This is a genomic window from Citricoccus sp. SGAir0253, assembly GCF_005877055.1.
GTDB lineage: Bacteria > Actinomycetota > Actinomycetes > Actinomycetales > Micrococcaceae > Citricoccus.
On record NZ_CP039424.1, the window covers coordinates 1246148 to 1265719 of the forward strand.

15 protein-coding genes are annotated in these 19572 nt (G+C 75.7%); 10 read left to right on the forward strand and 5 right to left on the reverse strand.

The annotated features are described in order from the left end of the window. Positions 1-13: 13 nt before the first annotated feature. Positions 14-2371 (reverse strand): glycoside hydrolase family 65 protein, encoded by a 2358-nt coding sequence (locus E7744_RS05685; protein WP_137773283.1) that lies wholly within the window; start codon positions 2369-2371, stop codon positions 14-16. 96 nt (positions 2372-2467) lie between these two features. Further along, on the reverse strand, positions 2468-3871 hold the full coding sequence (locus E7744_RS05690; RefSeq protein ID WP_137773284.1) for a glycerophosphoryl diester phosphodiesterase membrane domain-containing protein: 1404 nt from the start codon (positions 3869-3871) through the stop codon (positions 2468-2470). Between the two features lie 246 nt (positions 3872-4117). Here E7744_RS05690 and mtrA point away from each other — a divergent pair, with 246 nt between their 5' ends. From mtrA to secA, 7 genes are all read left to right on the forward strand, one after another. Beyond that, positions 4118-4795, forward strand: coding sequence for an MtrAB system response regulator MtrA (gene mtrA / locus E7744_RS05695; RefSeq protein ID WP_137773285.1), 678 nt, complete (start codon positions 4118-4120; stop codon positions 4793-4795). Positions 4796-4811: 16 nt separating this feature from the next. Further along, entirely contained in the window at positions 4812-6563 is a 1752-nt protein-coding gene (gene mtrB / locus E7744_RS05700) for an MtrAB system histidine kinase MtrB (RefSeq protein ID WP_246858571.1), read from the forward strand. Further along, on the forward strand, positions 6560-8278 hold the full coding sequence (locus E7744_RS05705) for an LpqB family beta-propeller domain-containing protein (RefSeq protein WP_137773286.1): 1719 nt from the start codon (positions 6560-6562) through the stop codon (positions 8276-8278). Before mtrB ends, E7744_RS05705 begins: the two co-directional genes overlap by 4 nt. Positions 8279-8410: 132 nt before the next feature. Then, complete coding sequence (locus tag E7744_RS05710) at positions 8411-9403, forward strand: ComF family protein (RefSeq protein WP_137773287.1); 993 nt, start codon at positions 8411-8413, stop codon at positions 9401-9403. Between the two features lie 161 nt (positions 9404-9564). After that, positions 9565-10245: a ribosome hibernation-promoting factor, HPF/YfiA family gene (gene hpf / locus E7744_RS05715; RefSeq protein WP_137773288.1), complete on the forward strand. Its 681-nt coding sequence runs from the start codon at positions 9565-9567 to the stop codon at positions 10243-10245. Positions 10246-10395: 150 nt separating this feature from the next. Next, positions 10396-11703 (forward strand): winged helix-turn-helix domain-containing protein, encoded by a 1308-nt coding sequence (locus E7744_RS05720; protein ID WP_137773289.1) that lies wholly within the window; start codon positions 10396-10398, stop codon positions 11701-11703. A 107-nt stretch (positions 11704-11810) separates the two neighbouring features. Then, the gene (gene secA / locus E7744_RS05725) at positions 11811-14576 is read left to right on the forward strand and encodes a preprotein translocase subunit SecA (protein WP_137773290.1); all 2766 of its coding nucleotides are present in this window, start codon (positions 11811-11813) and stop codon (positions 14574-14576) included. 20 nt (positions 14577-14596) lie between these two features. On the opposite strand, the gene E7744_RS05730 is transcribed toward secA, so the two are convergent. Beyond that, positions 14597-15163 (reverse strand): Rv3235 family protein, encoded by a 567-nt coding sequence (locus E7744_RS05730; RefSeq protein WP_246858572.1) that lies wholly within the window; start codon positions 15161-15163, stop codon positions 14597-14599. Between the two features lie 66 nt (positions 15164-15229). Further along, positions 15230-16030 (reverse strand): LysM peptidoglycan-binding domain-containing protein, encoded by an 801-nt coding sequence (locus E7744_RS05735; protein ID WP_137773291.1) that lies wholly within the window; start codon positions 16028-16030, stop codon positions 15230-15232. A gap of 237 nt (positions 16031-16267) precedes the next feature. On the opposite strand from E7744_RS05735, the gene E7744_RS05740 reads away from it, so the two are divergent. Beyond that, a complete protein-coding gene (locus E7744_RS05740) occupies positions 16268-16831 on the forward strand; it encodes a hypothetical protein (protein WP_137773292.1) in 564 nt (187 codons plus the stop codon). Here E7744_RS05740 and E7744_RS05745 read toward each other — a convergent pair. Beyond that, entirely contained in the window at positions 16813-17043 is a 231-nt protein-coding gene (locus tag E7744_RS05745; RefSeq protein WP_137773293.1) for a helix-turn-helix domain-containing protein, read from the reverse strand. The two genes, E7744_RS05740 and E7744_RS05745, sit on opposite strands and share 19 nt — an antisense overlap. Before the next feature lie 188 nt (positions 17044-17231). Here E7744_RS05745 and E7744_RS05750 point away from each other — a divergent pair, with 188 nt between their 5' ends. Continuing rightward, the gene (locus E7744_RS05750) at positions 17232-17876 is read left to right on the forward strand and encodes a flagellar biosynthesis protein FlgA (protein ID WP_137773294.1); all 645 of its coding nucleotides are present in this window, start codon (positions 17232-17234) and stop codon (positions 17874-17876) included. Between the two features lie 8 nt (positions 17877-17884). Then, entirely contained in the window at positions 17885-19525 is a 1641-nt protein-coding gene (locus tag E7744_RS05755; protein WP_137773295.1) for an ATPase, read from the forward strand. The last annotated feature ends 47 nt before the right edge of the window (positions 19526-19572 follow it).

The window sequence follows — 19572 nt, forward strand, 5'->3', positions numbered from 1 at the left end:
CCGCCGGCCCGGCTCACGCCCTCGGCGCGCGCCCCGGCGGCTGCGCCGGCTCCGGCAGCAGGGGGTCCGGCACCACGAGCGGCACCGTGACCGGCCGCCCCGGCTCCAGGGCCACGGCCGCCCCGTCCACGCGCAGCCGGAGGGGCCCGCCGTCGTCGTCCCGCAGGGCCAGCACCGTCCCGGACGGGGCGACCTCGACGCGCAGCCGGCGGTCCCGCCAGCGCAGGTGGAAGCACACCCGGCCCAGCCGGGCGGGCAGCCGGGGCGCGAGCCGCAGCACGTCCCCGTCCACGTGCAGCCCGCCCACCCCGCAGGCCACGGCCAGCCACGCCCCCGCGAGCGAGGCCAGGTGCAGCCCGCGGTGGGTGTCCCCGGCGAGGTCGCGCAGGTCCACGAGGGCGGCCTCGCGCAGGTAGGCCGCGGCGAGGTCGAGGTGGCCCACCCGCGCGCACGCGACCGACTGGACCGCCGCGGACAGGGACGAGTCCCGCACGGTGCGCCGCTCGTAGTAGTCCACGTCCCGGGCGGCCTGCTCGGCCGTGAACTCCTCGGGGCACCACCAGATCGCCTGCACCAGGTCCGCCTGCTTGACGACCTGGTGGCGGTAGATCGTCAGGTAGTGCGCCCGGTCCTGCACGGCCCCGTCCGCGGGGTCCGCGCCGAAGTCCCACTCCCGGTAGGTGGTGAAGCCCTGGTTGGCCGGGTGGACGCCGAGGATCTCGTCGTAGGGCACGTGCAGGTCCCCGGCGAGCCGCACCCACGCGTCCGGTTCGGCGGCATCCACCCCCAGCCGGCGGGCGTCCCGGGGGTGCGCGGCGCACGCCCGCGCCGCCGCCCGCAGGTTCCAGCGGGCCATGAGCACCGTGAACACGTTGTCGTCCACCACCCCGGTGTACTCGTCCGGCCCGGTCAGGCCGCGCAGGTGGGCGGTCCCCGCGTGGTCGCGGTCGGCCAGCCCCGTCCACAGCCGGGCCGTCTCGACGAGCACGTCCACGCCCCCGGCCCCGGCGAGGTCCCCGCCGGTGGCGTCCGCCCAGAACCCGAAGGACCGGGCGATGTCCGCGTTCAGGTGCATGGCCGCCGTGCTGGCGGGCCAGTACGCCGAGGTCTCCGTGCCGCCGATGGTGCGCCACGGGAACGCCGCCCCGGGCAGGCCCAGCACGCGGGCGCGCTCGCGGGCGTGGTCGAGCCCGGCGGCACGCCAGGCCAGCACCCGCCGTGCGTCCCGGGGGCGCACCAGGGTCAGCACGGGCACCACGAAGCCGTCGATGTCCCAGAAGGTGTGCCCGCTGTACCCGGACCCCGTCAGGCCCTTGGCCCCGAGCGGGGCGTCGTGCACGCACGCGGCGGCCTGGAGCACCTGGAACAGGGCGAACCGCAGCGCCCCCTGCAGCTCCGGGTCGCCGTCGACCTCGACGTCCGCGTCCGCCCAGAAGTCGTCCAGGACCGCCCGCTGGTCCGCCAGCAGCCCGGACCATCCCCGGTCCCGGGCCTCCGCGAGGGCGTCCCGGGCGCGCCCGAGCAGGTCTCCGCCGGGGTCGACGCGGGACCAGGCATGGGCGGAGAGCTTGACCACGGTCAGCGACTGCCCGGCGGCCAGGTCCGTCACCACGGTGGTCACGATCCGGTCCTCGTCCGCGGCGGTGTGCACGGCGCGGTCCGGCAGGGGACGGCCGCCGTCGAGGACCACCGCGTGGTCCACCGCGGCGGCCACGCCGATGCCGCTGCGCCGCGTCCGGTGCACCAGGTGCCCGCCGGTGCGGTGCCGGCCGACGGCCACCGGCTCGAAGGGCCGTTCGAGGGCCTCGGCCACGCGGGGGTCCGGGTTGTCCACCTGCGGGGGGACCCCGTTGGCCGCCAGCTCGGAGGTGACCACCACGCGGGCCGGGCCGTCGACCGCCTCGAGGGTCCAGTGCGTGGCGCCCACGGCCCGGTGGGCGAGCGAGACCAGGCGGGTGGAGCGCAGGCGCATGGCGCGCCCGTCGGGCGTGGTCCACTCCGTGCGGCGCTCCAGGGTGCCCGCCCGCAGGTCGAGTGCGCGCTCGTGCGCGGTGGGCGGGGTCTCGCGCAGGTCCAGCGGGGCGCCGTCCACCTGCACCCGGATCGTGGCCGCGTCGGTCACCCCGACGATCGCCTGGCCGTGCTCCGGGTCGCCGAAGCCGCCCTCCGGGTAGGCCAGCGGGTGGTGCTCGTGGACCCCGGACAGGAAGGTCCCGCGCGAGACGCTGGGCTGGGCCTCCTCGAGCGTGCCGCGCACGCCGAGGTGCCCGTTGCCGAGGGCCAGGACGGACTCCGTGGCCCCGAGGGCCTCCGGCTCGAGGGCGGTCTCGCGGATTCGCCACGGTCCGATCTCCAGGGGCGGTCTCACCATGGGGACACGGTACGCGACCGCGTGGTGGACCCCCGACGCCCCCTCGCGGTCGCGGGGGGGGCCACGCCGGGAGGGCCTGCCGGAGGGGCGGCGGGCTCAGCCGGCCGCGGGTCCGCGCCGGCCCGGCACGAGGTCCGCGGTGTCCGCCGTGGGCGGGAGCGCGGGCGGGGCGCCGGGCCGGTCAACGGTCCCGACGCCGGCACGCTCGGCCGCCGCGCCGAGCTCGAGGTCGAGCCGCTCGTGGCGGATCCGGTAGTCGACGTACAGCAGGGCCGCCACGCAGCAGGTGTACGCGCGGGCCACCGCGTTGACGAGGGCCGAGATCCCCACGCCCAGGACCAGCCACGTCCGGTCCGCGGCGAGGAACTGGTCGGTGGACACGGGATCGAGGACGCCCGTGGGCAGGCCACCGGCCATCGAGAGGGGAGTGGTGACGACGGAGGAGACGACGCCCACGACCACGCTGACCAGCAGGACGACGCCCAGGGTGCGCCACCAGTGCCCGCGGGTGAGGGACCAGGACCGGCCGATCGCCCGGAACGGCCCGTGCTGCTCCACGGCCGCCGCGGAGGGGGCCAGCAGGAGACGGACGGCCAGCCAGAGGCCGAGCGCGCCCAGGGCCATCGCCACGAGGGTCGTCAGCACCCACAGCTGCCCCGGGGCCGTCGCGTCGGGATCGGCGAACGCGCTCACCACGGCCACCACGCTGACGACCAGCACGGCCAGGAGCATGGCCACGGCCACCAGGACGACGACCCCGTAGAGCGCGCCCAGCCCGGCCAGCGACCAGGCCTGCCGCCCCGTGAGTCGCCAGGCCTGCCCCAGGGAGGTGCGCAACCCGGCGGCGGCGCGGAGCGCCACGACCGACAGCACGCCCTGCGTGAGGACCGTCGTGATCCCGCCGGCCAGGCCCGCCAGGAGCAGCAGGCCCAGTGAGCCGACCAGGCGGCCGAGGAGGGCCTGTGCCGCCGGGCCGCCGGCGACGGGATCGATCCCGGACCGCTCGAGCGCGGCGAGCCCCAGGGTGGCGTCGAGGAAGCCCGTCATGGCGAGGACCACGAGGGCGACCTCCAGCACGGCGACGAGCACGGACGTGCCGAGCGTGGCGGCCGCGCTGCGCCGGATGGTGGCGAAGGACCCGCCCAGGAGGTCCGCGAGGGTGAGCGGGACGAGCGGGATGGTCCCGGGGCGGGGCATGGGCGCGCCGCCGGACCCGGAGGGGTACGGGACGGCCCCGGAGGGTGACGGCTGGGCCGGGACGCCGTAGGGGCCGTACGGAGAGCCGGCGCCGTATCCCCCGGGGGTTCCGTAGGGCGAGCCGGCCTCGTACCCCGCAGGGGGGCCGTAGGGGGGCCCGGCCTCGAACCCTGCGGTGGGGCCGTACGGCGACGGCCGGTCGCCCGGGGCGTGGGGCGGGAGCGGCGGCGGTGCCGCGTGGCCGTCCCCCGGGGTGCCGGGCTCGCCGGGTCGGTCGTCGTGCGGTTGCTGGTCCCTGTCCATCGGTCGGTCCATCGGCTGGCCCCCTCGGCTCTCCGGCATCGTGGTCCCGGGCACGCCGGGCCGGCGGGCCCGGAACCGCCGGAGCACCCCCGTGGGACCGACTATATCGGCCGTGTACCCACGGGTCGGATAGGGTGGTACAGATGGCCGCTCGGGCCGGTCCGGACGGGCCGCCGGGCGGGCGCGACGGCCGGCGCGGGCCCGCCGTCGGTGCGAGAGACCTGACGGACGGGGAGGAAGTATCCGGTGAAGGCCAGAATCCTGGTGGTCGACGACGACGAGGCACTGTCGGAGATGATCGGCATCGTGCTGCGCAACGACGGCTTCGAGCCGACGTTCTGCGCGGACGGCGCCCAGGCGCTGGACATGTTCCGCTCCTCACGCCCCGACCTGGTCCTGCTGGACCTCATGCTGCCCGGCATGGACGGGATCGAGGTCTGCCAGGCCATCCGCGCCGAGTCGGACACGCCCATCGTCATGCTCACCGCGAAGTCGGACACCTCCGACGTCGTGCGCGGGCTCGAGGCCGGCGCCGACGACTACGTGCCCAAGCCCTTCAAGCCCGCCGAGCTGGTGGCCCGCGTCCGGGCGCGGCTCCGCGAGGGCGAGCAGCGCGCGCCGGAGACGCTGAAGATCTCCGACCTCACGATCGACGTGGCCGGGCACCAGGTGACCCGGGGGGACGGGGTCATCCAGCTCACCCCGCTGGAGTTCGACCTGCTCGTGGCCCTGGCCCGCAAGCCGTGGCAGGTGTTCACCCGGGAGATGCTCCTGGAGGAGGTCTGGGGCTACCGCCACCAGGCGGACACCCGCCTCGTCAACGTGCACGTCCAGCGGCTCCGGTCCAAGGTCGAGAAGGACCCGGAGAAGCCGGAGGTCGTCCTGACCGTCCGCGGCGTCGGGTACAAGGCGGGCCAGAGCTGAGGTGACCACGGGCCCCGTGACCGCCCCCGAGCAGGCGGACGCCGTCAGCTCCGGCCGCGGGTCTCGGGTCCGTACCGCGGCGGGGGCGTCGTGGCGCGCCGTGCACCGGCGGTGGTCGGCGTCCCTGCAGCTGCGCACCGTGGTCATCACGGCCGTGCTGACCATGGTCTCGGCCGCCGTGCTGGCGCTCTTCCTCACCCAGCAGATCACCTCCGGGCTCTTCCAGTCGCGCTTCGACCAGGTCGAGGCCGAGTCCACGCGCGGGCTCAGCCAGGCGCGGTCGATCTTCGACAACAGCGTGTCCTCGGACCCCGAGGACACCGTCCAGCTCGTCGAGGACACGCTGAACTCCCTCGCGGGGCAGACCGGGGCCACCGTCAACCGCGACCTGCTGCTCGTCCCGCTGGAGGAGTCGCAGAACCTCTACGTGGGCACGCGCTACACCGGCAACCTCGGCGCCGAGGTGATCCCGCCGGAGCTGGTGCAGGCCGTGCAGGACGGCACCGGCACCTACTGGCAGTCCATCGCGCTGCCGGACCCCGACGGCGGCACCTCGCCCGGCCTCGCCTTCGGCAGCCGCGTGACCCTGCCGCCCGGCAACGTCTACGCCCTGTACATGGTCTACGACCTCTCCAGCGTGCAGGAGACCCTGGACTACCTGATGCGGGTGCTCGTGGTGGCCGGGGTGATGCTGGTGATGATGAACTCCCTCATCGCCGTGTACGTCACCCGCTCCGTGGTCCGCCCCGTCAGCCAGGCCGCGTCCACCGCCGAGTCCCTGTCCTCCGGCGACCTCACGGTGCGCATGCCCGTGCACGGCGAGGACGAGATGGCCCGGCTGGGGACCTCGTTCAACGCCATGGCGGACAACATCCAGGACCAGATCACCCAGCTGGCCGAGCTGTCCCAGATGCAGCAGCGCTTCGTCTCCGACGTCTCCCACGAGCTGCGCACGCCCCTGACCACGGTGCGCATGGCGGCGGAGGTGCTCTACGAGTCCCGGGACGAGTTCGACGCCATCAACCGGCGCTCCACGGAGCTGCTGTACCACCAGGTCGAGCGCTTCCAGGCCCTGCTGGCCGACCTGCTGGAGATCACCCGCTTCGACGCCGGCGCCGCCACCATGGCCGCCGAGCGGACGGACCTGCTGCACCTGGCGGCCGACGTGGTGCTCACGGCGCAGCCGCTCGCGAACAAGGCGAACACGGAGGTGTACCTGGTGCCCCTGGCCAGCGACGTCACCGCGGACGTGGACCCGCGGCGGATCGAGCGCATCGTCCGCAACCTCGTGAACAACGCCATCGAGCACGGCGAGGGCCGCCCGGTGGACGTGCTCGTGGGCTCGGACGAGGACACGGTCGCCGTGGTGGTGCGGGACCACGGCATCGGCATGTCCGAGGAGCAGGCCTCGCGCGTGTTCGACCGGTTCTGGCGCGCCGATCCCGCCCGGGCCCGCACCACGGGAGGGTCGGGGCTCGGCCTGTCGATCGCCACCGAGGACACCCGGCTGCACAACGGCCGGCTCGACGCGTGGGGCGTGCTCGGGGACGGGTCCGCCTTCCGGCTGACCCTCCCGCGGCACCGCGGCGGGACGGTGGGGGAGTCCTCCCCGCTCGCCCTGCCGCCGGCGTACACGGAGGACCAGCGGCGCCTGCCCTCCGAGATCGAGCCGGCGGAGGCGGCGGCCCCGGCCCTGCCGGACCGCGTGCACGAGCAGTCCCTGCGGCACCCCCGGCCCGAGGGCGGCGCGGCGGAGGACCGGCCGTGAGGCGGGCGACGGCGGCGCGCGGGGCGGGTGCCCGGTGGCGGTGGGTCGCGGCCCTGGTCGCCGCCCTGCTCGTGCTCGGCGGCTGCGCCCGCCTGCCCCAGGACGGGCCGGTGGGCACCTCGGAACCGCTGCCCGGCGACGAGAACCAGGTCAACTACACGTTCACCCCGGCCGGCCCCGCCCCGGGCGCCAGCCCCGACGAGATCATCCGCGGCTTCCTCACGGCCGGCACCGGCGTCCAGGACGACTACGCCACGGCACGCGAGTTCCTCACCGAGGACGCCGCGGCGTCCTGGGACCCGGGCGCCCGGACGCTCGTCTACACCTCGGAGCCCACGCTCGTGCCCTCGGCCTCGGACACCGTGTACACCGTCCAGATGGAGGTGGAGTCGGTGGTGGACGACCGCGGCATCATGAACCGGATGCCGGCCAACACCACGGAGGCCGCGGAGTTCGAGGTGGTCGAGCAGGACGGCGAGTGGCGCATCTCCCGCGCCCCCGCCGGCACCGTGCTCGAGTCGACCCAGTTCCGCGCGCTGTTCGGTTCCCACGAGCTGTACTTCTACGACCAGTCCTACCGGTACGCCGTCCCGGACCTGCGCTGGTTCCTGAACCGTCCCGGCACCGCCGCGGACGTCGTCGAGGCCCTGCTCGACGGCCCGGCCCCGTACCTGGAGGGCGCCGTGCGCTCCGCGTTCCCGGCCGGCTCGGAGCTGACCCGCCCCTCGGTGCCGATCAACTCGGGCGCGGCCAAGGTGGACCTGACGCGGCAGACGCTGGAGGGCGCCGACCAGCTGGCCCGCCACCGGATGGAGCAGCAGCTGGACCTGACCCTGGGCGGGCTGAGCAGCGTCTCGTCCGTGGACCTGTCCATGGACCTGGACCCGCTCGACCTGGGCCCCGCCCCCGAGCAGTTCACCCCCGCCACGGTGAACCCCGGCGTGGGGTCCACCCAGGTGGCCGTGGCCGACGGCCAGCTCGTCTACTACGAGGGTGACGCGGCGGTGCCCGTCGGGGGACTGCGCCTCGACCCGGCCGAGCCGCCCGTGCTGCCGGCCATGTCCCTCGACGGCACGCGCTTCTCCTTCCTCGACCGCGACCGGAGCGTGCTGCGCTCGGCGGGGACGGACGGGTCGAGCCGGGTCGACCTCGAGGGCAGGGACCTGACGCGGCCGAGCTACGACCTCGCGGGGTGGACCTGGACGGTGGACCACGCCCAGGGCACCCGCGTCATGGCCATGGACTCGGAGTCCGGCTCGGAGGCCACCGAGATCAGTGCCGAGTGGATCGGGGACCGGAGGGTCACCTCGCTGCGGATCTCCCGCGACGGAACCCGGGCGGCGATCGTGGCCGGCGAGGGCTCGTCCTCGCACCTGTACCTCTCGGGCGTCATCCGGGACTCCTCGGGCGTGCCGCGGGGCCTGGGCACCCCGGTGCGCCTGGAGCCGACCGTCCCGGTGCGGGAGGTCACGTGGCTCTCCGACGAGGAGCTGGTCGTGGCGGCGACGAGCGCCAACCAGCCCGTCGAGGCGCAGATCGTGGGCCTGGACGGCTCGCTCGTGACCCTGAAGCCCCTGCTGGGCATGACCGGGTTCTCCACGGGCCCGGGGGACAACCCCATCTACGCGGAGACCTCCGAGGCGGTCCACGCCCTGGCGGGCTCGACCTGGCGCTCCCAGGCCGGGGTGGCCCACGACCTGGCCTTCCCCGGCTGATCCGGGGCGGCCGGCCCGGCCCCGTGGGGACCGCCACCCGCCCGGAACTGCACCGGCGCCCGGACCGGCGTGTCGCGCCCCCGAGCGGGCGGCGGGCGCCGGGGCCCGCGGGGCGGCGGGGAGCATGGGGGCATGAGCCCGTTGCCGCCGCGCCTGGCCGCCCTGCTGGACCGTGCCTCCCATGAGCCGGCGGTCCGTGCCCTGGGCGCCGCCGCCGCGGAGCTGACCGGCGTGCTGCTGCCGGCCCACTGCGCGGTGTGCGGCGTGCGCGACGGCACGGTGTGCCCGGGGTGCGCCCCGGAGCTCACAGCGTCCCTGCTGCACCCCTACCGCGCCGAGGGCGAGGCCGCCGCCCTGCCCCTCCTCGCCGGGGAAGCGGACCGGGACCCGGTGCCGCTGCCCGTCGTGGCCGCCGGGCGCTACGGCGGCGCCCTGGCCCGGGCGGTCCTGGCCTTCAAGGACCATGGCCGGACGCCCGTGGGCGCTGCCCTGCGGCCCGCGGTCCACCGGGCGCTGGCGGCGGCGCCGGGCCTGGGGCTCCTCGCTCCGGGGGGCGCTCCGGAGGCGGATGCCCCGCGCGGTCCGCTCGACGCGGGCCCTCCCCGATCCGCCGGGCGGGGGTTCCCCGGCGTCCGGAGTGGCCCCGCGGCCGGGCCGTTGCTCCTCGTGCCCGTGCCCGCGAGCGCGGCGGGCTTCCGCCGCCGCGGCTACGACCCCGTGGCGGAGCTGCTGGCCGGACCGCTCCCGCCCGGTTGGCGCCTCGCGCCCGGCCTGCTCCGCGGTGCCCCGCCGACCCGGAGGCCACCGGGGCCGTGGACGGGTGGCGCCCGGGCGGACGGGACGGCGGCCCGGACGGGGTCACCCGCGGCCGGGGCCAGCCACGCCGGGGCGGCCGCCCACCACCGGCGGCGGCGCAGCACCGGGCGGTTCCGCGCGACCGCCCGGTCCGGTCCGGCGCGGGGCGCCGGGGTGGTCCTCTTCGACGACGTCATGACCACCGGCGCGACGCTCGCGGCGGCCTGGCGCGCCCTCGACGCCGTCGGCCTCGCTCCCTGTGGGGCGGTGGTCCTGGCGGCGGTGACGGCCCCCGGGACCCCGGCCGACAGGGGTCTTAACTCCGGATGACGAACGTACTAGGCTGGCGTCACGGACCCCGAGAGGGACCGTCGCCGGCGGCAGGAAGGAGGAGTTCTTCCCGCCGCCGATGTGCATTAAGGAGCCGGCTCCCATCCGCGGTTCCCGGTGCAGCACATGTTCAACGGCCGCCTGGCCCTGAGGAGGACATCATGACCATGGACGTCAGCTACGTTGCCCGCAACGTGTCCCTCCCGGATCGCTTCCGGGACTACGCCCAGGAGAAGTTCAGCAAGATCGAGCAGCTGTCGCAGCGTGCCCAGAGGCTGGAGATCAAGGTCACCAAGCAGGCGAACCACCGCCACTCGGATGGGAACCTCACCGTCGAGCTCACCGTCCAGGGCAAGGGCAAGGTGATCCGGGCCGAGGCGCAGGCCGACGACAAGTTCGCCGCCTTCGACCTCGCGTTCGGCAAGCTCCTGGAGCGGTTGCGGCGTCTCCGCGACCGGCAGAAGGACCGGCTGCACCAGCGCGTCTCCGTCGCTGATGCCACGGCCGCCCTGCCGGTCATCGACCCCGGCAGGTCCCTCGTGGACCAGGTGGTCGAGGAGCAGGCGGCGCAGGACGGCGTCACCGCGGAGTCGGACGGGCAGGCCCCCGTCAAGATCCGCAAGAAGGTCTTCCCCGCCCGCCCCGTGAGCGTCCACGACGCGGTCGACGCCATGGAGATGGTGGGCCACGACTTCTACCTCTTCATCGACGAGGACACCGGACAGCCCTCCGCGGTCTACCGGCGCAAGGGCTGGTCGTACGGCGTCATCACCCTCGACGCCGAGCACCCGGACGCCGAGCCCCAGGAGGAGGAGATCGGCTACCGGGCCGCCACCGTCTGAGGCCCGCCGTACCCGCTCGGCAGTGCCCGTCCCGCCCGGGGCGGGCACTGCCCGTGTCCGGGGCGGCTCCCGGCGGTGCGCGGCCGAGCCGCCGCACCCGCCCCCGGGCGTCCCCGTCCCGCCGCAGCCCTCGACCGAGAGACCCTTCCCATGCCCGCCACGCCACCACCGTCCTCGCCGCCGCTGCTGGGCCCCTCCGAGGTGCGCCGCACGGTCCTCGCCGCCCAGGTGCTGGACCGGGCCCGTCCGACCGGGCCGGCCGGCGCGCGCCGGCTCCGGTCGGTGCTCGAGCAGCTCAGCGTGCTCCAGGTCGACTCGGTCAACGTGCTGGCCCGGGCCCACTACGTCCCCCTGTACAGCCGGCTCGGTCCCTACGACACCGCCGCCCTGGACCGGCTCTCGCACCGCGCGCCGCGTCAGTGGACCGAGTACTGGGCGCACGAGGCCTCGCTCGTGCCCGTCCGCCTGCGCCCGGCCCTCGTGGCGGTGCAGCGCCGGACGTGGATGACGGCGCGGGACCTGGACCCGCAGCTGCGGGAGGAGCTGTCCCGGCGGATCCTCGAGGTGCTCTCCGGCCCCCGGCCGCTGACCGCGCGCCAGGTGGAGGTCCGCCTGGGCGGCCACGGCCGCGCCGAGGGGCACTGGGGCTGGAACTGGTCGGTGGTCAAGCGAGTCCTGGAGGACCTGTTCGCCGCCGGCCTGGTGGCCAGCGCCGGGCGCACCGCCCAGTTCGAGCGCCGCTTCCTCGCGGCGGACCGCCTGCTGCCGGCCGCCGAGCTCCCCGAGCCGGGAGCGGCGGCCGTCGAGCTGGTCCGCGCCGCGTCCCGCGCGCTGGGGGTCGCCACGACCGCCTCCCTCGCGGACTACTACCGGATCACGGTCGCCCAGGCGCGCGACGCCGTCGGGCACCTCCGGGGCGGCGGCGAACTCGAGCCGGTCCTCATGCCCGGCCCCCGCGGGACGGCCGTCCCGGGCTGGCGCCACCGCGAGGCGCGCACGCCGCGGCGCGCCACCGGCCGGGCCCTCGTCAGCCCCTTCGACCCCCTCGTCTTCCACCGTCCCCGCGTCGAGGCGCTGTTCGGGGTGCGCTACCGGATCGGCATCTACACCCCGGCGGCGCGGCGCACCCGCGGGTACTACCCGCTGCTGTTCCTGCTCGGCGAGCGACTGGCCGCCCAGGTGGACCTCAAGGCCGACCGGTCCGCCGGCGTCCTGCGCGTGCAGGGCGCCTGGCCCGAGGACCCCGACGGCGTGCCCGGGGCCGCCCCAGGCCCCGCCACCGCGGCCCCCGGCCGCACCCGCGCCGCCGGGACCGGCCACGTCGCCGCGGAGCTCGCCGCCGAGCTGCGCGAGCTGGCCGGGTGGCTGGGACTGGGCGACGTCGTCGTCCCCCCGGACGCGCCCGGCCGGCTGGCGCCGGAACTGGCCCGGGCCTTGAGGAAGCTCCCAGCCAATTGACCGTAGACTGGGCGGGTAGCCGGGACCGGGCCCACGGTCCCGCCCGGCCACGCGAGCGCAACGCATACCGACGACCCCGGGCGCCGGGGAACAGGGAGTCCAGACACGTGGCATCTTTCATCGAGCGGATCCTCAAGACCGGGGACAAGAAGGTCCTCAAGCGCCTGAGGGGCTTCGCCGACGCGATCAACGTCCTCGAGGACGAGTTCCGCGGGATGAGCGACGCCGAGCTGCGCGGCGAGACCGAGAGGCTCCGCGCCCGGGTCGCCGAGGGGGAGTCCCTCGACGCGCTCCTGCCGGAGGCGTTCGCCGCGGTGCGCGAGGCCGCCGGCCGCACCCTGGGCCAGCGCCACTACGACGTGCAGCTCATGGGCGGGGCGGCCCTGCACCTGGGCAACATCGCCGAGATGAAGACCGGTGAGGGCAAGACGCTCGTGGCCACCGCCCCCGCTTACCTCAACGCGCTGGCCGGCAAGGGCGTGCACGTGGTCACCGTCAACGACTACCTCGCCTCGTACCAGTCCGAGCTGATGGGCCGCGTGTTCCGCTTCCTCGGGATGGAGACGGGCTGCATCGTGGCCAACCAGGACCCGGCCACGCGCCGCGCCCAGTACGCGGCGGACATCACCTACGGCACGAACAACGAGTTCGGCTTCGACTACCTGCGGGACAACATGGCCTGGTCCCGCGAGGAACTGGTCCAGCGCGGGCACCACTTCGCCATCGTCGACGAGGTCGACTCGATCCTCATCGACGAGGCGCGCACCCCGCTCATCATCTCGGGCCCGGCCCAGGGCGACGCCAGCCGCTGGTACACCGAGTTCGCCAAGCTCGTCACGCGGCTCACCCTCGACGAGGACTACGAGGTGGACGAGAAGAAGAAGACGGTCGGCGTGCTGGAGCCGGGCATCGAGAAGGTCGAGGACTGGCTCGGCATCTCGAACCTGTACGAGTCGGCGAACACCCCGCTCATCCAGTACCTGAACAACGCCATCAAGGCCAAGGAGCTGTTCAAGCGGGACAAGGACTACGTCGTGATGCACGGCGAGGTCAACATCGTGGACGAACACACCGGGCGCGTGCTGTCCGGGCGCCGCTACAACGAGGGCATGCACCAGGCCATCGAGGCCAAGGAGGGCGTGCAGATCAAGGCGGAGAACCAGACGCTGGCCACCGTCACCCTGCAGAACTACTTCCGGCTCTACGACAAGCTGTCCGGCATGACCGGCACGGCCGAGACCGAGGCCGGGGAGTTCATGTCCACGTACAAGCTCGGCGTCGTCCCGATCCCGCCGAACAAGCCGATCCAGCGCCAGGACAAGACGGACCTCATCTACAAGAACGAGGTCGCGAAGTTCGACGCCGTGGTCCAGGACATCGCCGAGCGGCACGAGACCGGACAGCCCGTGCTCGTGGGCACCACCTCCGTGGAGAAGTCCGAGTACCTGTCCAAGCTGCTGGCCAAGGCCGGCATCCGGCACGAGGTGCTCAACGCCAAGAACCACGCCCGGGAGGCGGCCATCGTCGCCCAGGCCGGCCGCAGGGGCGCGGTCACCGTGGCCACCAACATGGCCGGACGCGGCACGGACATCATGCTCGGCGGCAACGCCGAGTTCAACGCCGTGGCCGAGATGCAGCGGCGCGGGCTGGACCCGGAGGAGAACGCCGAGGAGTACGAGCGCGTCTGGGACGAGGTGCTCGCCGCCGCCCAGGAGGCGGTCCGCAAGGAGCACGAGGAGGTGCTCGCCCTCGGCGGCCTCTACGTGCTCGGCACCGAGCGCCACGAGTCCCGGCGCATCGACAACCAGCTGCGCGGCCGCTCCGGCCGCCAGGGCGATCCCGGCGAGTCCCGGTTCTACCTCTCGCTGACGGACGACCTGATGCGCCTGTTCAACCCGGCCGCCGCCTCCCGGATCATGAACAGCTCCTCCGTGCCGGACGACATGGCCCTGGAGTCCAAGATGGTGTCCTCCGCGATCGCCAACGCCCAGCAGCAGGTGGAGGCCCGGAACACGGAGCAGCGCAAGAACGTGCTGAAGTACGACGACGTGATGAACCGCCAGCGCGAGGCGATCTACACCGACCGCCGGCAGATCCTCGAGGGGGAGGACCTGCGGGAGAAGGTCCAGCACTTCCTGGAGGACGCCATCTCCGCCATGGTCGACGAGGCGACGGCCGTGGGCCACGCCGGGGAGTGGGACCTCGAGCAGCTCTGGACGGACCTGCGCCAGATGTACCCCGTGGGCGTCACCCCGGAGGAAGTCCTCGAGGAGGCGGGCGGCACGACCAAGCTCAAGGCCGCGGACCTCAAGCGCGAACTCGTCTCGGACGCCAAGCTCGCGTACGAGGACCGGGAGGCCTCGGTCGGCGCGGAGACGCTGCGGGAGCTCGAGCGCCGGGTGGTGCTGTCCGTCATCGGGCGCAAGTGGCAGGACCACCTCTACGAGATGGACTACCTCAAGGAGGGCATCGGCCTGCGCTCGATGGCCCAGCGCGATCCCCTCGTGGAGTACCAGCGGGAGGGCTACATCATGTTCCAGTCCATGATGGAGGCCATCCGCGAGGAGTCCGTGGGCTACCTGTTCAACCTCGAGGTGCAGACCGCCCCGGCGCCGACGTCCCTGCCGGGCGTGCAGGACGCCCGGTCCGCGACCATGACGCCCGTGCTGAACATCAAGGGCCTGGAGGCCCCGCAGCAGCCGGCGACCCTGCGGTTCTCCGCGCCGTCCGACTCGGGCGAGGTCACCACCCAGGTCCGCCGCACCGGGTCCGACGGGGCGGACGGCCAGCGGCGCGGCGCCGCCCAGGCGGCCGGCGCCGGCGGCGGCGGGCGCGGTGGGTCCTCGAAGAAGGGGCGCACGGGCCGGCGCTGAGTCCCGGGCCGCGTGCGGGCTCACCCGAGCTCCAGCGCGGTCACCTTCCACCGCTCGCGGCGGCGCTCGATGCGCAGGGCCACGGCCCGGACCCGGTCCGGCAGCCTGACCGTGGCGCTGGCCTCGTAGACGCCCTCGGCGGCCGCGCAGCACCGCGCGCCGAGGGCCTGGGGTGCCCCGGCGGCCCCGCGGTCCGGCCGCGTCCGGCCGGCCAGGTCCGCCCGGCGGACCATCTTGCCGTAGGTGGGCAGGTCCAGCCAGGCGGAGAGCTGCCGGGCCGGGCGCAGGCCCAGTTCCGCCTCCACGCAGGCCAGGGCCACGATGCGCGCGAGCGCCCGCACGTGGCGCTCCTCCTCGCGGCGCGTCTCGTCCCGCGCACGGCAGCGGGGGACCGGTGCGCCGTCCGCCGGTGGACGCGGCGCCCACGCGGCAAGCGCCGGCCGCGGGGCGCCCCGTTCGAGGGGCCGGGCCGACGCCGGTGAGCCCGCGGGCTGTCCCGGCGCCCGGGGCGGCAGCGCGCCGGGCACGGAGGAGGCGGTCGGTGCGGCGGACGGTCGGTGGTCGATGGTCGGGCCGGCGATGGTCATGGTTCCTCCGGTGGTTCGGTGGGTGCGTGTCGGCCGCGGCACCACAGTGCCGCGTCCCGGGCGGGATCAGGAGACGGGAGGCGCGGCCAGGATCGTCCCGGGGACCAGCAGGCCGGCGTCGGGACCGATGACCGCCCGGTTCTGCCCGTACCACTGGCGCCACCGGCGGTCGATCTCCAGGTCCGTGGCGTACGGGCCGAGCTCCTCGGCGGCGATGTCCCACAGGCAGTCCCCGGCCCGGACGGTCACGGACCGCGGAGCCGCGGCGTCCCCGCGAGCGGTCAGCGTCGCCCCCGGGACGGGGGGCGGTGGCGGCGCCGGCCGCCACCCCGGATGCGGCGGGTCCGTCACCTCGCGGGGGGCCTCGGGCAGGTCGACGGCGGCCGCGGCCCAGGTGGGCGGGGGGCCCCCGGGAGGGAGTGCGGCGGGCGGCCGGGCCGCTGACACGCGCGGCCCCGGGCCGTGGAGCCCGACCGCGGCCGGGGGAGCGGGCTCGGCCTCGCCGGCCCAGGCGCCCGGTGCCAGCACCAGGTTCACCCCCAGCACGGACGCGGCGACCCGGCGCAGGAACGCCGGGGACAGGCCCCGGCCCCACCGCGCCAGGCGCACGGAGTGCACGCGGTGGCCCACGGAGGCCAGCAGGGCACCGGCCAGCGCCAGCAGCCACCACGTCGCCACCAGGACCCCCGCCCCGGCACACGCCGAGGCCACCGCGTTCTCCACGAGCTGCAGTCCGCCCCGCGCCCCCGGTCGGAGGCCGGCGGAGCCGATCCACCACAGGACGGGTCCGGCCGCGGTGCACAGCAGGGCCAGGACCAGGTCCTCGCCCGCGAGGGGTGGGCGGTGGCGGGGGGAGGAGGCGCTCACGGGGACGTCCCTTCGGCGGGTGCGGCGGGGGAGCCGGCACGGATGGGTGTGATGCGCCCAGCCAACAGGTCGTGCACTATGATGTCAATGGCTATCTTCCACCCCATTCAGGTCGTCTTGGGTGTCGTTTGATGTCATTTGATGCCATTCCGGCGTCCGGTGCTCCCCCGAGGGGCCCTCGCGGGGTGCCGAGGACGACGGCGCGCGACGGTCCCGCCGGCCCCCTAGGCTGGCCCCATGAGATGGGACGGACTCTTCGCGGACCTCGAGGCCCAGCTGGCCCAGGGGCGGTGGCAGGACACGGAGGCCGAGGCGGCGGAGATGACGCGCGGGGAACGGGCGGGCATCGCGCTGGCGGACCGGATCCGGGGCGCCGTGGGCACCGCCGTGCACCTGCACCTGCCGGAGGGCGAACGCCTGGTGGTCACCGTGTCCTCCGTGGGGCCGTCCTGGCTCGGCGGCACCGACGACGTGGGCGGGGTGCTCGTGAACCTGGGGGAGGTGCTCGCGGTGGAGGGACCGTTGGCCGGCGTGGCGCCCGAGCCGTCCGCCGGACGCCGGAGGCTGGGCATCGGGGCGGCCTACCGCGCCCTGTCCCGGGCGCGGGCCGGCGTCGTGGTCCTGGGCCGGGACGGGCGCTCCCTCGGCGAGGGCACCATCGACCGGGTGGGCCAGGACCACTTCGACCTGGCCGTGCACCCGCGGGACGAGCACCGACGCCCGGCGAGCGTGCGCGCCGTGCGGGTCATCCCCTTCGGCGCCGTGCGGCTGGTGCGGTCGGCTCAGGCGTCCTCGGTCTGAGGCGACACCGCCCGCCGGGCCTCGGCCTTGGCGGCCTGTTCGGCGTACAGGCCCTGGATGTACTCGTCCAGCTTGACCTGCTCCACGCGCCACTGTCCGCGCCCGCCGATCTGGATGGCGGGCAGCTCGCCGCTACGCACGATCGCCCGGGCCTGGGCCATGGAGATCTGCAACTCCTCGGCGACGTCGGTCAGGGTGAGGAAGCGCGGCATCGGTCCTCCGGGTCGTGGTGGCGGGTGTCCTGGCGCCATTGTCCCACGTCCCCTCCGCCGCGCCGCCGACCGTCCACAGGACCGGACCGTCCGCGACACCGTCCACAGGCGGACCGCCCGGCCGTGGCCACCTGACTAGGCTGGCGGCAGCAGCCGGTGGGGACGGGCCCGCCGGGAGGACGGGAGGGGTGCGCGTGGAGGGGACGAACACTGCAGGGGCTCCGCGGCTGCGGCGGCCGGGCTGGAGGGATCCGCGGCTGCTGGCCGGGATCCTCCTCGTGCTGTTGTCCGTGGCCGGTGTCGTGGCGCTGGTCCGGTCACTGGACCGGTCCGAGGGGTACTGGGCCGCCGGGCGGGACCTGGTGCCCGGCGCCCTGGTGCAGCCGGGCGACCTGGCCGTCGTCGAGGCCCGGCTGGGGGACGCTGCCGACGACTACCTGCCAGCGGACGGGCCGGCGCCGCAGGACGTGTCCGTGGTCGGCACCGTCCGGCGGGGCGAGCTCCTGCCGGCCCGGGCCGTGGCCGCCGTGGACCCCGCGTCCCGGCAGGCCGTGGCCCTCACCCTGGACGACGCCCTGCCCGCCGGCACGGGTCCCGGGGCGCGCGTGGACGTGTGGATCGCGACCCCGGACGGCCGCCAGGGCTTCGCGGAGCCGGAGCTGGTCGCGCGCGACGCCGAGCTCGCCGAGGTCTCGGAGGCCACGGGCTCCTTCGGCACCACCGGGGACGTCTCCGTGCAGGTGCTGCTGGGACCGGACGAGCTGCCGGAGGTCCTGGACGCCAAGGGCAACGGTGCCCGCATCAGCGTCGTGCCCTCGCTCGGCGGACGGTAGGGCCGGACGTGCGCCAGGTCTCGGTCGCCACCACCATCCTGCCCGGGCACGACCACGTCTCCGGGCTCGAGAGGCTGCGCGGGCCCGTGACGGTGGTCCGCCGGTGCGAGAGCCTCGCCGAGCTCATCTCCGTCGGCCGCTCCGGTCTCGCCGACGTGTTGCTCGTCGCGGGCGACACCGAGCAGCTGACCCTCACGTTCCTGGAGGCCGTCGCCGCCGGATCCGCCGGCCGGGCGCCCGCGGTGGCGGCGCTGAGCGAGGTGGCCACCGAGCGCGAGCGGCTCGACCGCCTCGGGGTGCCCTCGCTCGCGGTCGGCGGCGACCCCGCCGCCCTCGCGGCATTGCTGCAGGACGCCGCGACGACGGTGCGCGAGCCCCTCGCCGGCTCCGGTGCGGGCGCACGGGGCGGGACGGGCCGGGATCCCGAGGGCGTCCGCCGCGGGCGTCGGGCGGCGCCCGGTCCGGAGCAGGTCCTCCTGGCCCCGGACTCCGGCGGTACCGCGGGGGGAGGGGATGCCGCGGATGGCCGCACCGCGGCGCCGGCCCCCGGGCGGGCGGATCCCGCGCCGGCCGGTCCCGCGGCGCCCGCGGGCGCCGGGCCGGAGGCACCCGGCGCCGCCGTCGGCCCGGACGCCGGGCTCGGGGACGTCACCGCGGCCGCCCCGGGAGCGGGGACAGACCCGGGGTACGGGCCGGTGGACGGCCCCGGGACGGCGGCCGCCCCACCGCGGACGACGGCCGTCTGGGGGCCGGCGGGCAGCCCCGGGCGGACGACGGTCGCCGTCAACCTGGCCGTGGAACTCGCCCTCGCGGGCCGGCGCACCCTGCTCGTGGACCTGGACACCTACGCCGCCTCGGCCGGGGTGCTGCTGGGCCTGCTCGACGAGTCCGCCGGCATCGCCCAGGCCTGCCGGCGGGCGGACCAGGGCGGCATCGACCCCGAGGGGGTGGCGCGGTGCGCCCTCACGGCCCGCGTCGCCGGGGCCACGCTCCAGGTGCTCACCGGCCTGACGCGCGCGGACCGGTGGCCCGAACTGCGCCGGGGCGCCCTGGACGCCGTGCTCGAGGCGGGGTCCGCGGGCTGGGACGAGGTGGTGCTCGACTGCGGCTTCAGCCTCGAGCAGGACGAGGAGCTCAGCTTCGACGTGCCCGCCCCCCAGCGCAACGCCGCCACCCTGGCCGGGCTGTCCGCCGCCGACCGCGTCCTGGCCGTCGGCACGGGGGACCCCGTGGGCCTGCCGCGGCTGCTGCGCGCCCTGGACGAACTGGACCGCACCGGGGTGGCCGCCGCGGCGCACGTGGAGCTCGTCGTCAACCAGGTCCGGGCGGAGGCCTCGGGCGTGGCCCCGCAGGCGCAGGTCCGCAGCGTGCTCGAGCGGTTCGCGGGGGACCGGGAGGTCTCCGCGTTCCTGCCCTGGGATCGCCGGTCCCTCGACCGGGCCGTGCTCGGCGGCCAGGTCCTGGCCGAGGCGGCCCCGTCCTCGGCGCTGCGGCGGGCCGTGGCGGGACTGGCCGGTGCCCCGCACCCGGTCGAGGCCCGCTCTGGCTGGCGGCGGTGGGTGCCCCGCGGCGGGCCGGGCGCGGCCGGTTCACGCCGTGAGACGTGGGCCACTAGGCTCGGGAGGAGTGGACCAAGGACGTTCCACTGATCCGGTCGCCCCGGTGCACCGGAACCGTTGCCGCGATGGAAGAGGAC